This window comes from Nonomuraea sp. NPDC051941 (genome assembly GCF_044593615.1).
The window spans coordinates 74,755-89,219 of record NZ_JBIUCF010000036.1 but is presented as its reverse complement, the minus strand read 5'-3'; the positions used below and the strand labels follow the sequence as shown (position 1 = coordinate 89,219).

Genomic DNA, 14,465 nt, shown 5'->3' with positions numbered 1-14,465 from the left:
CGCCTGGAGGCCGCGCCGCTCACCAGGTGACCTCCAGCTTCGCGAAGCCGTCGGCGATCCTCCCCTCGCTGCGTGGCAGCTCCTCGACGGGTACGGCCGTCCGCAGGGTGGGGAAGCGCTGGAACAGCCTGCCGAACACCGCCACCAGCTCGACCCTGGCCAGGCTGGCGCCGATGCAGAAGCGCGGGCCGTACCCGAAGCTCAGATGCGGGTCGGACGGCGGACGGCGGATGTCGAACACATCCGGATCCGGATAGATCCGCTCATCCCGGTTGGCCGCACCCGGGGTGAGCACCACGGCCTCGCCCCGGCGGATCGTGTGGCCGCCGATCTCGATGTCCTCGTGGGCGTACCTGGGCAGGCCGTGCAGGCTCGGCGTGGCCATCCGCAGGATCTCTTCGACCGCGCCGGGCGCCAGCCCCGGGTCGGCGATGAGCAGGTCGCGCTGGCCGGGGTTGGCGAGCAGGAGCAGCACACCGAAGTCGATGCGGTTGACCGTGGTCTCGTGGCCGGCGAACAGCAGCCCGCCGGCGAGCTCGGCGATCTTCCCGTCGTCGTCCAGCTCGTTCGCCAGGTCGGACAGCACGTCCTCGGCCGGCTCGCGCCGCTTGCGCTCGATGAGCCCGGCCATGTACGCGCTCAGCTCGTCGCGCGCCGCCTGGCCCTTCTCCAGGTCCAGCATGTCGCCCAGGCGGAACGACACGCCCCCGAAGTACTCCCTGTCCTCGTACGGCACCCCGAGGAGCCGGCAGATGACCAGCACAGGCAGCGGGAAGGAGAGCTCGGCGTGCAGGTCGACCGGCGGCGTCAGCTTGGCCAGGTGGTCGAGCCGCTCGTCCACGAGCGAGCCGACGTGGTCGCTGAGCGCCTTCATCCGGCGAGCCGAGAAGGACGGCATGAACAGCTTGCGCATGCGGTCGTGCTCGGCCTTCTCCGTGGCGATGTCGCCCTGGGGGCCGCCGAGTATGGCCGATCCCGACAGCCTGGCGGCCTTGTCCGGCTCGGGATGCGAGCGCCCGAGCCGGGGGTCGTTGAACAGACTGCGCGCGTCCTCGTAGCCGCTGACCAGCCAGACCTCGTCGCCCGTCTGGGTGCGTACCTTCGCGATGCCCGCTTCGGCCCGCAGCTCGCGGTACGCGGCGGGCACCTCCAGCAGGTTGCCGCGTTCGAAGGGGATGGTGGGAAGGTTCCTCATAGAACCTTCATAACCGCCCCGACCGTCTCTGCCCAGACTCTGGGGAACTCCGCGTACGCCCGCTCGGCCGCGCTGCGCTCGATGCCGATGAGCACTCCGTACGTGAACGTGTCCTCGCCTGCCTGGCGGGCGCTCTCGGCCTCCTTCGCCAGCGTCTCCTGCGCCACCACGCCGTCCTGGTGCGTGCCCAGGATCTCCTGGACGTTCTCGGAGAGTTTGGCCAGCTTGCCCATGTTCGCGCCGAGAGTGGGTTGGAGCGCTTCGGCGGTGTAGCGAGCGCGTTTGGCGGCCTTGCGCACGTCGTGCATGGCTATTTCACGACGTTCCGGGTCTTCTATGGCCTGAGCGGTTTCGTAGGCCTTCGTCACCCGGTTCCAGCCGGCCGCGGCGATGGCGCTGAGCTTCTCCTGGGCGGGCTTGGCCGCCGCCTTCTCCAGCTTCGGGGCGGAGACGAGCTGATCAAGCGCGTTGAGGAGGGTGTAGTAGCGGTCGCCGCTGAGTGCCTCCTTGATGCGGCCGTACGCCTCCTGCTCGCGTTCGTACAGATCCGTACCGAGCCGGGTCTGGATGGGGCCGTGGACCAGCTCGGGCTCCAGCCTCGCCAGCTCCTTGGCGAACCTGGCCCTGATCACCTCCAGGTCGCGGGCCTCACCGAGCACGTTGCCGAGCCAGCGCAGCTCGTCCTGCACCTGGGCGGTGTCCGCGATGACGCTCTTGAACGCCTTGAGCGCGCTGCGCATCCTGCGGGCGGCCACGCGCATCTGGTGCACGGCGTCGTCCTCGGCCCTGCGGACCCGCGGATCCTGCGCGAGGAGGGCGTTGACCTGCCCGGCCAGGTAGGCGACGACGATCTCGCCCGCCGTGTCCGGCTCGGTGGGGGCTTTGGGGAGCGGGGCGGGTTCGAGCAGTTTGGCGAGTTTGCTGGTGGCCGCCGAGGGCGTCGCGCCGGCCTTCCTGAGGCGCTTGCCGACCTTGGCGAGAACGCCCTGGCGATCGGGGGCGAGCAGCTCGGCCTCGACCTCGCGCCACCGTACGATCGTGGGCTCGTCTCCGTACACCGTGCCCTTGACGCGGTCGTCGGCGACCTCGACGAGCTTGACGTCGCCGTCGAGCAGGACGGTGACGCTCCTGCGGGTGTCCAGCTCGGCGACCGGCACGAGCGGGGCGCCGCGGGTGTAGGCGCGGACGAGCTCGGCCAGTTCCGCGGGCACGACCTTGGCGCTGCGGGTGAGGGGACGGGTGATCTCCTGCCGCACCCCCTTGGCCTTGGGCAGCTTCAGGTGCCAGCCGGCGTCGTCGCCGCCTCGTCGCCGCCTAAGCGTGACTCCTCGCGTGGCCAGCCGCAGATCGGCGGTGTCGTAATAGAGAGCCACCAGCTGATAGCTCTTCGGCCCCATGACCTCGGCCACACGGCTCAGGTCCGGAATCGCGTAGTCGGGAGGAACGTCAAATTTGTCCTCGATCTCGATGCCCACTACACCTCGCAAGAGTCCGATTTCGGAACATCATGCCACTTTGAGGTGAACATCACACGACCTGCAGGAGCTCGATTCTGTTGCCGACGGGGTCCGAGAGATAGATCCGCCGGTAGCCGGGGAAGAGAAGGTCGGGCTCCATGCCGGGGGCGTACGCGTCGAGGTCGTCCACCAGGAAGGCAGGATGTGCCTTGCGCGCGGGCCTGAAGTCGTCCTCGATGCCGAGGTGGACCTCCACACCCTCGCCCTTGAACCATACCCCACCGCGTTTGGCCAGCTCAGGCGGCTTGGGCACCTCCCGCAGCCCCAGCACGCCCTCGTAGAAGCGCCTCAGCTCCGGTTCGCTGCCCCTGGGCGCGGCGAGCTGGACGTGATGCAGTGCTTGGATCATTTCTGCATCACCACGAAGATCCGCCGGAACGGGAAGGGGGTCCCGTAGCTCCTGGCCGGGTACACCTCGGCGAGCGACTTGGCGAGGTCCTGCTTGAACCGCCGCTGCTCGTCCGGGTCGAGCCGGTCGAAGACCGGGCGCAGGGCGGTGCCGGAGACCCAGTCGAGCACCGGGTTCTCACCCTGGAGCACGTGCATGTAGGTCGTCTCCCACGCGTCCACCTGTGCACCGCCGTGGTTGAGCAGGTCCAGATAGTCGATCGGGTCGTCGACCGGGTGCGCCCTGAGGACGCCGTCGAGCCTGTCGGACCAGGCGCGGGAGGCGCACAGCTCGTGGATGGCGACGTGGCTGGGCGCGCCGAAGTTGCCCGGCACCTGGAAAGCCAGCCAGCCCCCCGGGGCCAGATCCTCGACCCAGTGCTCCAGCACCTCGCGATGCTCCGGCACCCACTGCAGGACGGCGTTCGAGACGATCACGTCCATCGGCCGGTCGGGACGCCACGTGGCCACGTCCGCCACCGCGAACCGCACCCTGGACCCCAGCCCGCGGGCCTTGGTGATCATCGCGGGCGAGGAGTCGTAGCCCTCCACGGTCGCGCGGGGCCAGCGATTGGCCAGCTCAACGGTGAGTTCACCGCTGCCGCAGCCCGCGTCCACGACATAATCGGGGTCGACCGCCCCCACTCTGGAGATCAGCTCGATGAACGGCCGCGACCGCTCGTCGGCGTAGACCGCGTACGTTACCGGGTCCCAAATATCTCTTGACATGAAGATAATTGATATCGAGAGAGATATCTCGATGTCAAGACAGTACACTCTTGTGTCATGACGGAGGATGCTAGAGACGAGGTGGACCGCCTCGTCGCGGCTTGGCGTGCGGAGCGCCCCGACCTCGACGTCGAGCCGCTCCAGGTTCTCTCTAGGGTGTCACGGCTGGCCAAGCATCTCGACCGGGCCAGGCGGGCGGCGTTCGCCGAGCACGACCTGGAGCCCTGGGAGTTCGACGTGCTGACGGCGCTGCGGCGGGCCGGCAAGCCGTACGAGCTCAGCCCCGGCGCCCTGCTGCGGGCCACGCTCGTCACCTCGGGGACGATGACGAATCGCATCGACCGGCTCGCCCAGGCAGGCCTGGTGCGCCGCCGGCCCGACCCCGAGGACCGGCGCGGCGTCCTGGTGTCCTTGACGGACCCGGGTCTCGCCCGCGTGGACGCGGCCTTCGCGGACTTGTTGCGGCGGGAACACGAGCTCCTGTCCGGCCTCGGCTCCGACGATCAACGCGCCCTCTCAGGCCTCCTCCGCACCCTCCTCGCCCCCTTCGACTCCCCCCACTAGCCCACCAGCTCTACGCCCGGCAGGCATCCCTTCCCATCCGACCCCAACCCGCCCTCCAGCCCCCATCGGGCGGGTGTGCTGCTGCGCGTCAGCCACCCAAGCGATCGACCACCCCAAGCCACTTCACCCGGGCAACGCGAAGCGACCGTCGCCCAGGCGGTCTGCCGCCCCAAGCCGCTCCATCTCGGGACACGCAAAGCGACAGCCACCCCAGCAAGCGACCAACCCACGCCACTTCACCTCGAATGACACGAAGCGACAGTCGCCCAAGCGGTCAGCCACCCCAAGCCGCTCCATCTCGGGCGACGCGAAGCCCCAGCCACCCACACGATCGACAGCCCCAAGCCGCTCCGCCCCCGTGTGACGGGAAGCCTCAGTCGCCCAGGCGGTCTGCCACCTCGAGCCACTCCGCTTCGATCGTGTCCTTCTGGGTGTTGATCTCGCGCAGCTGGGCATCGAGGGAGCCCAGCTTCTCGTAGTCGCTGGCCGCATCGGCCATGGCCGCGTGGAGGCGGGACTCCTGGTCGCTCAGCTTGTCGAGCTGGCGTTCCAGGCGGTTGAGCTCCTTGCGCAGCTCGCGCTCCTCCTTGGCCGACAGCCCCTCATCGGGCGTGGACGTACCCGCGACGCCCCCCGATGCGACGGCGGCACTGGGCGCCTGCGCGATAGTGGCATTGGCCGAGGTGCCGAGGCGGGCGGTCAGGGCCGTGCCGGCCGCGCGGCGTTCGAGGTATTCGTCCACCCCGCCGGGCAGCAGCGAGAGCTTGCCGTCACCGAGCAGCGCCACGCAGCGATCGGTCACCCGCTCCAGGAAGTAGCGGTCGTGGCTCACCAGGACCAGTGTGCCGGGCCAGGCGTCCAGCAGGTCCTCGAGCTCGTTGAGCGTCTCGATGTCGAGGTCGTTGGTGGGCTCGTCGAGCAGCAGGACGTTGGGGTCGTCCATGAGGAGCCTGAGCAGCTGCAGCCGCCGCCGCTCACCGCCGGACAGATCGCCGACCACCTTCCACTGCGCCTCGCCCTTGAACCCCAGGCGTTCGAGCAGCTGAGAGGCCGTCCACTCCCGCTTGCCGACCTGGAGATACTTGCGTACCTCTTCCACCGACTCCAGCACCCGCCGCGCCGGATCCAGCTCGGCCAGCTCCTGGGACAGGTGCGCAAGACGTACCGTCTTGCCCTTGATCACGCGCCCGGAGTCGGGCACCACCGTGCCGGCGAGCAGGCGCAGCACCGACGACTTGCCGGAGCCGTTCACCCCGATCAGCCCGATGCGGTCGCCCGGGCCGAACTGCCACGTGAGATCGTCAAGCACCAGCGGCCCGCTGTCCGGCCCGCCGGCGTGCAGCGTGACGTCCTCAAGATCGTAAACGGTCCTGCCGAGGCGGGCCGCGGCGAACTTCATCAGCTCGACGGTCTCGCGCGCCGGAGGCTCGTTCGCGATCAGAGCCTGGGCGGCCTCGATGCGGAACTTCGGCTTGGACGTGCGGGCAGGCGGACCACGGCGCAGCCAGGCGATCTCCTTGCGCATGAGGTTCTGGCGGCGCTCCTCGGCGGCCTGCGCGATCCGCGCCCGTTCGGCCTTCGCGAGCACGTAAGCGGCATAGCCGCCCTCATAACGCTCGACCCGCCCGTCCACGACCTCCCACGTACGGCTCGACACGGCGTCGAGGAACCACCGGTCGTGCGTCACGGCCACCAGCGCGCTCTTGCTCGCCGCCAGATGCCCGGCCAGCCAGGCGATGGCCTCGATGTCGAGGTGGTTCGTGGGCTCGTCCAGCATGATCAGGTCATGGTCGTCGATGAGCAGCTGCGCCAGCGCCGTACGCCTGCGCTCCCCACCGGACAGATCGCCGGCCCTGGCGTCGAGGTCGAGATCGCCGATCAGGTTGGCGAGGATCTCGCGTACGCGCTGATCCCCCGCCCACTCGTGCTCGGCCCGCTCGCCGAGGACGATCTCGCGTACGGCGGTGCCGGCGTCGAGCGTGTCCTGCTGCGACAGGAACCCGACCCGCAGGCCCCGGTTATGCGTGACCCGCCCCTTGTCAGGCTGTACCGCTCCCGCGATCACGGACAGGAGGGTCGTCTTCCCGCCCCCGTTACGACCGACGACGCCGATGCGCTCGCCTGCCTCGACACCCAGGGATACGTCGCTGAGGAGCGGCTTGGGCCCGTACGCATGGGAAACCGACTCAAGATTGACCAGATTCATGACCTCCCCAGGGTATCGGCTCCCCGCCCACCCAACGCCCGACGATCCGCCCACCTCCGCACCTCGTAACACCCGGCAGCACTTCCGGCCAGCCGTGGCGTACGTCACAGGCGACGTCCCCACCGCATGAGACGTCCCCATCGCAGAGGACGTCCTCGCCACAGGAGACGTCCATCGCGGGGGCCGCCTATGCTCCAGTGAGGATCTGGGGCAAATGTCTACGAACTTGACTCTGCGTGTTGATGAGTTGGGCGTTCCCGAGGTCATCTTTCGAGAACCGCATGTCAGGGCGGCGGGCCTCGATAACATCGAGTGTCCTTGACCCCGGCAAGTGATGAGAGTGGCAGAAGATCGATGAGTTCGGTGACCGTACGTGTGCCCGCGAAGGTCAACGTACAGCTTTCTGTCGGCCCGCTCAGGGAAGATGGCTACCACGACCTGGTGAACGTCTTCCACGCAGTATCGATCTTCGATGAGGTGGTGGCCAAGGAGTCCGAGTCGATCACCGTGGCGGTGAACGGGAAGTGGTCCGACCAGGTGCCGACAGACGAGAGCAACCTGGCGATCCGGGCCGCCCGGGCGCTTGCCAAGCACGCGGGTCGCACGTACGGCGTCGATCTGATCATCCAGAAGGACATCCCCGTGGCGGGCGGGATGGCGGGCGGCAGCGCCGACGCCGCCGGTGCGCTGGTGGCGTGCAACGAGCTGTGGGGTCTGGGGCTGCCGTTCGAAGATCTCATGGAGATCGCCGGTGATCTCGGCAGCGACGTCCCGTTCTCCCTGCTCGGGGGCACGGCGGTCGGCACCGGTCGCGGTGAGCAGCTGAGCGAGCTGCCCACCGGGGGGACGTTCCACTGGGTGTTCGCGCTGGCGGACGGCGGGCTCTCTACGCCCAGCGTCTACGCCGAGTGCGACCGGCTCAGGGCGGCCGAAGGGGCCGAGGTGCCGTGGCCTCAGCTGGACGCCTCCCTGATGGAGGCGCTGGGCACGGGAGACGCGTACTCCCTGGGCGCCCACCTGAGCAACGACCTCCAGTCGGCCGCGCTCAGCCTGCGGCCGGAACTCGCGCCCACGCTTGACGCCGGCCGTCAGCACGGGGCCCTGGGCGCGATCGTCTCGGGGTCGGGCCCGACGTGCGCCTTCCTGGCCATCGACGCCCTCCACGCCCGCGACCTGGCCCTCAGCCTGACCACCACCGGCGCCGCACACACGGCCGTGGCTGCTCACGGCCCGGTCCAGGGCGCCACCTTGGTCTGATCCCCGGCCTCTCGCATAGCGTCCGCGCCCACGCCCCTGTCTAGGACGCCGCCCTGGTCTGGTACTCGGCCTCTCGCATAGCGTTGGCGCCCATGCTCCGGTCTTGGATGCAGCCCTGGTCTGGCTCTCGTCCTCCCACGTAGCGTTGGCGCCCACGGGCCGGTCCAGGACGCCAACTTGGCCTGATCCCCGGCCACCCACACAACGTTGGCGCCCACGCCCTGCTCCAGGATGCCGCCCTGGTGGCACTCTCGTCCTCCCGCGTAGCGTTGGTTTGCGGGGTATCGGCCTGAGCAGCCGGTCTCCCGTGAGTGACCAATGAGGCTGAGGTGACGAGGAGGGCCGCGATGGCCGGGGTGACGGTGGTTGAGGTGGGGCAGTGGCGGGGGTCCGGGGCTCCCACGGCTGAGCGCCTGCGGGAAGGGGCGCGGTTGCTGGCCGAGATGGTGGGGGCGGCGGATCAGCGGGTTCGTGTCGAAGTTGATGACGATCTTCGCTCGACGGCTGTGAAGGTTCGTGCGGCGGTCGGGCAGGCTCAACATGGGCTCCTGGTCACCGTTGGCGGGGATTGCGGGGTTGAGCTCGAGCCGGTTGCGGCGGCTCGGGAGCGGTACGGGGATCGGCTCGTTGTGGTCTGGTTCGATGCCCACGGGGATCTGAACACGCCTGAGTCGTCGCCTTCCGGGGCCTATCACGGGATGGTGCTGCGGGCGCTCACCGGGGAAGGGCCCGAGGGGCTGGTGGCTCGGGAGCCGGTGGCGCCTGGGCGGATCGTGCTCGTCGGAGTGCGGGACCTCGATTCGGGTGAGGCCGCCTTTGTCGAGGAGCACGGGGTCCGGCATCTTCCGGTGGTGGACGGCGCGGGGCTGGTCGCGGCGATCGAGGACTGTGGTGCTGGGGCGCTCGGGGATGACGGCCCTGAGGGGCGCGAGCCTGTCGTCTACGTTCATATCGATCTCGATGTGCTCGATCCTCTGGTCTTCCGGAGCGTGGGGTGTCCTACGCCGGGTGGGCTGCAGCCTGAACAGTTGCTCTCGCTCGTCGCCGCCGTTGCCGAGCGGTTCGAGGTGGCGGGGTTGGGGCTCACGGAGTACGAGCCGTCCAGGCAGGAAGATCAGGAGTTGCTCTCCGGGTTGGTCGGCGAGCTGGTGAAGGTCTGTGCTCAGCCTGGACGTACGACGCCGCGGTAGACGGAGCGGAAATACGGCGAGGCCAGGAAGTTGGTCTTTCTGACCACGTCGCCGGTTCTGGGGGCGTGGATCATGAGGCCATCCCGGAGGAACAGGGCCACATGGGTCGGGTCGCCCGCGCCGCCGCCGAAGAAGAGCAGGTCGCCTGCGCGTCGGGCGCGGAACGGGATCCTGCGGCCCTGGCGGAACTGGGCGCCGGTGTAGTGGGTGAGGGCGATGCCGGCTTTCGACCAGGCGTAGAGGGTCAGGCCGCTGCAGTCGAAGCCCCTTGTGCCGGCGCCCCTGCCGATGCCGATGGTGGGGCCTTTCGCTGAGCCGCCGCCCCAGGAGAAGGAGACTCCCAATTGGTCCAGGGCGGCCGAGACGGCGATCTGGCCCCTTGTGAGGGTGGTGATCCTGCCGCCGGGGGTGCGTAGGAGTGAATCGAGCCCGGTTGTGGGATCCGTGGCCCTCCCGTCTGAGGTGCGTTGAAGGGGCTCGGCTTCGGGGTTGATAGTCAGGATCCTGCGTTGGGGTGGGGTCGCTGCGGTTTGGGCGGAGGTCGGGACGGTGGCCAGAGTCCTGGGTTGGGGACGGGTTGCTGCGGTTTGGGCCGAGGTCGGGAGGGGGGTCAGGGTCCTGGGTTGGGGCCAGGGCCGGGGCCGGGTCGCCGCTGCTTGGGCGGAGATCGGGAGGGGGGTCAGGACTGCGATGAGCCCGCCGAAGAGGACGCCGCCGAGGGTGAGCCTGAGGAAGGTGGGGAGGGTGATCATGGTGGCCTCCTGACCGTGTGGTGGGTGTGGAGGCCAGGATCATTCGGTGGCGGGAGATGGGGTTGGGCCGAGCGTGATTCTGTGGAAAACGGGAGGCTGGGTGGGTGGGGCTGTGGACGACCACATCGGATCTGTGCACCGCGGGTGAATGGGGTGCTGGCCGGGAGGGGGTACCGGGCGGGGTGGGTCGGGCACCGGTCGGGAGGGCTGATTGGGCGCCGACCCGGAGAGTCGGTTGAGGCGCCGGATGAGAGCGCGGGGTTGGGCACCGGACGGAAGGGGCGCCGTGGGGCATCCCAGAACGGCTGGTTAGGCACCTGCTGGGACGGTGGGCGGGGCACCCGGGCGGAAGGGTGAGGTGAGGTGCCGGGCCGGGCCGGCGGGCGGGCGGGGCAGCGTATCGGGCGAGAGGGTGAGGTGGGGGGTGGGGGCCCGGAGGTGCCGGGCCGGAGGTGCCGGGCCGGAGGTGCCGGGCCGGAGGTGCCGGGCCGGAGGTGCCGGGCCGGAGGTGCCGGGCCGGAGGGCGGGCAGGATACCGGGCGGGAGGGTGAGGTGGGGGGGGTGGTGGCCCGGGGGCCCGGGTGGCCCGTGTGGCACGGGAGTCCGGGGAGCCCGAGAATCCGGGGGGGTGGGCAGGGTGCCGGATGGGAGGGGGATGCGGGACGCGGGGAGGGGACGCGGAGGGGGTTAGGGCTTGAGTTCGGCTATGCGGGCGAAGGATGTGATGTCCAGTTGCTCCCCGCGGGCCGAGGGGTCAACGCCAGCCGCCCTCAGTGCCGCCTCCGCCTGGGCCGCGCTGCCCGCCCAGCCTGCCAGGGCCGCGCGCAGGGTCTTTCTGCGCTGGGCGAAGGCGGCGTCCACCACCGCGAACACCTCCTCGCGCGACGCGCTCGTCGTGGGCGGCTCGCGGCGCACCATGGAGACGAGGCCGGAATCGACGTTGGGGATGGGCCAGAAGACGGTACGGCCGACCGGGCCGGCGCGGCGTACGTCCGCGTACCAGGCGGCCTTGATCGACGGAATCCCGTACACCTTCGAGCCCGGGCCGGCGGCGAGGCGGTCGGCGACCTCCGACTGGACCATGACCAGACCCTTGCGCAGGGACGGCAGGACCTCGAGAAGGTGGAGCACCACCGGGACGGCCACGTTGTAGGGGAGGTTGGCGACGAGTGCGGTGGGGGCGAATCCGGACAGATCGTCCGGGGTGATCCGCATGGCGTCCGCGTTCACGACCGTGAGCTTGTCGAGCCCGCCGCGGTCTGCCACCGTGATGGGGAGCTGGCCCGCCAGCACCGGGTCGATCTCGACCGCCACCACGTGCGCGGCGGAGGGCAGGAGGGCGAGGGTGAGCGAGCCGAGGCCCGGCCCCACCTCGATGACCACGTCGTTCTCCGAAAGATCGGCCACGCGGACGATGCGCCGGACGGTTCCTGCGTCGATCACGAAGTTCTGGCCTAGCTTTTTTGTCGGACGAAGATCTAGCTTGTCCGCCAAAATACGTATTTCTGCAGGGCCCAACAGCCTCATCATCCAACCAGTCTCTCGCATCGAAGAACCATCGATGGCGCTTGGGGAGACCAAAGGAGAGGATGGCGTGGAACAGGAAGGGACGTCCCTCATGGAGCCAACGGGCGCCGCGCCGCTCCGCCCGACGGACTTGCGGGAGATCGGACCGTACCGGCTGCTCGGCCGGCTCGGCGAGGGCGGGATGGGAACCGTGTTCCTCGCGCGGGCACCGACGGGTCGATTCGTCGCGCTCAAGGTCGTCAAGGCGGAGTTCGCCAACCAGGAGGGTTTCGCGGCCAGGTTCCATGCGGAGGTCGAGAACGCTCGCCGGGTGGCGTCGTTCTGCACTGCCCAGGTGCTGGACAACGGCAACACCGGGGACGGACGTCCGTACATGGTGACCGAGTACATCGCGGGCACCCCGCTCTCGGACCAGATCGCGAAATACGGCTCCCTCGAACCGGGGCCGCTGCACGGCGTCGCGCTGGGGGTCGCGGCGGCGCTGGCGGCGATCCACGTGGCCGGGCTCGTGCACAGAGACCTCAAACCGGCGAACGTGATCCTTTCGTTGTCGGGACCCAGGGTGATCGACTTCGGCATCGCCAGGGCGCTCGACCGGGAGACCGGGTTCACGCTCTCCGGCGAACTGCTGGGCAGCCCCGGATGGTGGGCCCCGGAGCAGGTGCGCGGCGAGGTGGTCAGCCCGGCGGCCGACATCTTCGCCTGGGGCTGCCTGGTGGCGTACGCGGGCAACGGACGGCACCCGTTCGGCCGCGGCGACCCCATCACGCTGGCCACGCGCGTGCTGAACGCCCCGCCCGAGCTGGGCGTGCTGCCCGCGCCGCTCAACGAGTTAGTACGGCGGGCCACCTCCATGGACCCCACCGTGCGCCCGTCAGCGCAGGATCTCCTGATCGCCCTGGTGGGAGGCAGTACGCCGGCGCGCCCCGCCGATCCGCCCACCTTGGTCGCGACCGAGATGCTCAACGAATGGCAGCCGCCGCAGAATGTCGTGGATGAGCCGGATATCACGGCTACTTTCACGACACCGCCGCCGAGCGATGCCACCGGTAGAACCCCGAGTATCCCGGGCAGCGCGGCCAATCCGGTCAGCCCTCCCAACCCGAGCATCCCTGGCGCCTCCAGCGCCTCGGGTGCGCCCAGTGTGCCGGGCTCGTTCGGAAACGCGGGCGCGCCCCCTCAGCCGTCGGTCGAGGAGCTGGCGCGCAGGGAGGAAGAGGCCGCCAAGGAGGAGTTCGCGCGCTGGGAGGCGCAGGCTCGGCAGCGGGAGCAGGCTCAGGCCGAAGCCCTGGCCAAGAAGAAGGAGCAGGCTCGCTCGGGTGGACCGGAAGCCCAGGTGCAGCCGCGTCAGGGCAGCCTGCCCGGCGACAACACCCGGCCGCCCGAAACCCTGGCGGGCAACGACGAACCCGACACCCTCGGCGGCTCCAGGACGAAGGGCACCCGGTGGCTCATCGCCGCCGCGGCCGCTGTGCTGGCCATCGTCGTGACGGTGGCCGTACTGATCGTCACCTCCGCCCGCAACACGCCCACCACCGCCACCCCCGGTACCCCGTCCCAGACGACCGGCACCGCCGGCCCGAACGACGTGGGCCGCCGCTTCGCGCTGGGCGCCAACTTCGACGACCCCGTCGCGATCGTCGCGTCGGCGCCGGAGTGCGGGCTGAAGGAGTACGAGGGCAAGACCGCGACCCAGGGCCAGCTCTGCGTGATCCGCTGGACGATGCTCAACCCCGGCGGCGAGCGCAGGCAGCTGGTCCAGCCCGTCGTCACCATGGTCGACGACCGGGGCGGCGAACACGATCCGGCAGCCCTGACCCTGCCCCCGGCCATCCTGCCGGGCGGGCGGGTGGACAGCGCGTTCGTGTTCGACCTGGCGATGTACCGCAAACCCGTGAAGCTGACGGCGACCATGCTCGAGAACGGCAAGCAGATCGAGGTCGCGCTGTGATGATCCGATCCGCGCTCATCGCGCTCATGCTCGCGACGGGGACACCGCTCATGCACACCGGCGCGGCGGCCTGCGCCGGAGCCGCCGACTTCGACGGTGACGGCGTGGACGACGTCGCCGTGGGCGACCCGTTCGCGGACGGCCAGAAGGGCTCGGTGAGCGTGCTGTCGGGCGACAAGGTCGTCCCCGTCACCGTTCCCGACCTGGCCAGGGGCGACGCCTTCGGCTGGTCCGTACGGCTGGCCAAGGTCGACGCCGACGCCTGCGCCGACCTGGTGATCGGCGCGCCGTACGCGGACGTGGACGGCACCGAGGACGCCGGCGCCGCGTACGTCGTCTACGGCGGCGGCGCCACGCCTCCCCAGCGGCTGACCGCGGCCCAGCCCCAGCGCTTCGCGCACTTCGGCTGGTCGCTGGCCGCGCGCGGCGACCTGCTGGCGATCAGCGCGCCGTACGAGGACGAGGGACGGCTCCTCGACGTGGGCGCGATCTACGTACGCCAGGGCACCGGCCAGTTGCGCAGGATCAGCCAGGAGTCCGACGACGTGCGGGGCAACAGCGAGGTCGGCGACCAGTTCGGCTGGTCGATGGCGTTCGGGCCGAAGAACGAGCTGGTCGTCGGCGTCCCGTACGAGAACGACGACGGCGCCGGCCGCCAGGTCGAGACCGGCAAGATCGACTCGGGGTCCGTGGTCTTCATCGACGACGTGCTGGCACCCAAGATCACCTCGTTCAAGCTGGACTCGCCGACGGACGTCTCCGGCGACAGGTTCGGCTACTCGGTGGTGTACGGCGAGGGCTCCGGGTACGCGGTGAGCTCCCCCGGCCCCGGGTACGTGCAGCTGCTCGACCCCGGCAGGAAACCGACGCGGAGGGTGACGCAGGGGGGCAAGCAGGCGTTCGGGTTCTCGATGGCGGCGTCGGCGGACGGCAGGCTGGCCATCGGCGCCCCGTACGGGGGCGGTGTCCGGGTGGTCTCCTGGAAGAACGCGGCCGAGGATCGGCAGCTGGCGACCGGCGACGGGCTGTCCGGGTGGTCGGTGGCGTTCAGCGGCAACAAGCTGTTCGTGGGGCAGCCGGACGCGCGGCCGTACGGGAAGGTGGCGGTGGCCGGGCGGAACGCCGAGTCGCTCCAGTCGGTCCAGCCGCCCAAGGGCGCGGATTTCGGGGTGTCCCTATCGGGATGACCC

Annotated in this window: 12 protein-coding genes; 5 read left to right on the top strand and 7 right to left on the bottom strand. The window is 70.0% G+C overall.

Annotation, left to right across the window (positions count from 1 at the left end; translation table 11 throughout):
- Positions 1-19: 19 nt before the first annotated feature.
- Genes ACIHFD_RS44655 through ACIHFD_RS44640 form a run of 4 tightly spaced genes read right to left on the bottom strand, consistent with a single transcriptional unit; the run spans position 20 to position 3,828 of the window.
- A complete protein-coding gene (locus ACIHFD_RS44655) occupies positions 20-1,195 on the bottom strand; it encodes a cytochrome P450 (RefSeq protein WP_397372101.1) in 1,176 nt (391 codons plus the stop codon).
- On the bottom strand, positions 1,192-2,670 hold the full coding sequence (locus ACIHFD_RS44650; protein ID WP_397372100.1) for a CHAD domain-containing protein: 1,479 nt from the start codon (positions 2,668-2,670) through the stop codon (positions 1,192-1,194). Before ACIHFD_RS44650 ends, ACIHFD_RS44655 begins: the two co-directional genes overlap by 4 nt.
- A gap of 52 nt (positions 2,671-2,722) precedes the next feature.
- Positions 2,723-3,061 carry a glyoxalase gene (locus tag ACIHFD_RS44645; RefSeq protein ID WP_350725844.1) on the bottom strand — a complete coding sequence of 113 codons (339 nt, stop codon included), beginning with the start codon at positions 3,059-3,061 and terminating at the stop codon, positions 2,723-2,725.
- Positions 3,058-3,828, bottom strand: coding sequence for a trans-aconitate 2-methyltransferase (locus ACIHFD_RS44640; RefSeq protein WP_350725846.1), 771 nt, complete (start codon positions 3,826-3,828; stop codon positions 3,058-3,060). Before ACIHFD_RS44640 ends, ACIHFD_RS44645 begins: the two co-directional genes overlap by 4 nt.
- A gap of 57 nt (positions 3,829-3,885) precedes the next feature.
- Between ACIHFD_RS44640 and ACIHFD_RS44635 the strand changes: the two genes are divergently transcribed.
- Complete coding sequence (locus tag ACIHFD_RS44635; RefSeq protein WP_192788092.1) at positions 3,886-4,392, top strand: MarR family winged helix-turn-helix transcriptional regulator; 507 nt, start codon at positions 3,886-3,888, stop codon at positions 4,390-4,392.
- A 373-nt stretch (positions 4,393-4,765) separates the two neighbouring features.
- Here the strand turns inward: ACIHFD_RS44635 and ACIHFD_RS44630 are convergent, their stop codons facing one another.
- The gene (locus tag ACIHFD_RS44630) at positions 4,766-6,598 is read right to left on the bottom strand and encodes an ABC-F family ATP-binding cassette domain-containing protein (protein WP_397372099.1); all 1,833 of its coding nucleotides are present in this window, start codon (positions 6,596-6,598) and stop codon (positions 4,766-4,768) included.
- 354 nt (positions 6,599-6,952) lie between these two features.
- Here ACIHFD_RS44630 and ACIHFD_RS44625 point away from each other — a divergent pair, with 354 nt between their 5' ends.
- Both ACIHFD_RS44625 and ACIHFD_RS44620 read left to right on the top strand, forming a co-directional pair.
- Entirely contained in the window at positions 6,953-7,855 is a 903-nt protein-coding gene (locus ACIHFD_RS44625; RefSeq protein WP_397372098.1) for a 4-(cytidine 5'-diphospho)-2-C-methyl-D-erythritol kinase, read from the top strand.
- A gap of 347 nt (positions 7,856-8,202) precedes the next feature.
- Positions 8,203-9,045, top strand: a complete 843-nt coding sequence (locus ACIHFD_RS44620; protein WP_397372097.1) for an arginase family protein — start codon at positions 8,203-8,205, stop codon at positions 9,043-9,045.
- Here ACIHFD_RS44620 and ACIHFD_RS44615 read toward each other — a convergent pair.
- Both ACIHFD_RS44615 and rsmA read right to left on the bottom strand, forming a co-directional pair.
- Positions 9,018-9,389, bottom strand: a complete 372-nt coding sequence (locus ACIHFD_RS44615) for an NlpC/P60 family protein (protein ID WP_397372096.1) — start codon at positions 9,387-9,389, stop codon at positions 9,018-9,020. The genes ACIHFD_RS44620 and ACIHFD_RS44615 overlap by 28 nt on opposite strands.
- Positions 9,390-10,484: 1,095 nt before the next feature.
- Positions 10,485-11,345, bottom strand: a complete 861-nt coding sequence (gene rsmA / locus ACIHFD_RS44610) for a 16S rRNA (adenine(1518)-N(6)/adenine(1519)-N(6))-dimethyltransferase RsmA (protein WP_397372095.1) — start codon at positions 11,343-11,345, stop codon at positions 10,485-10,487.
- A gap of 46 nt (positions 11,346-11,391) precedes the next feature.
- Between rsmA and ACIHFD_RS44605 the strand changes: the two genes are divergently transcribed.
- Both ACIHFD_RS44605 and ACIHFD_RS44600 read left to right on the top strand, forming a co-directional pair.
- Positions 11,392-13,275 carry a protein kinase gene (locus tag ACIHFD_RS44605; protein ID WP_397372094.1) on the top strand — a complete coding sequence of 628 codons (1,884 nt, stop codon included), beginning with the start codon at positions 11,392-11,394 and terminating at the stop codon, positions 13,273-13,275.
- Positions 13,275-14,462 (top strand): hypothetical protein, encoded by a 1,188-nt coding sequence (locus ACIHFD_RS44600; protein ID WP_397372093.1) that lies wholly within the window; start codon positions 13,275-13,277, stop codon positions 14,460-14,462. The genes ACIHFD_RS44605 and ACIHFD_RS44600 overlap by 1 nt, the downstream gene beginning before the upstream one ends.
- Positions 14,463-14,465: the final 3 nt, after the last annotated feature.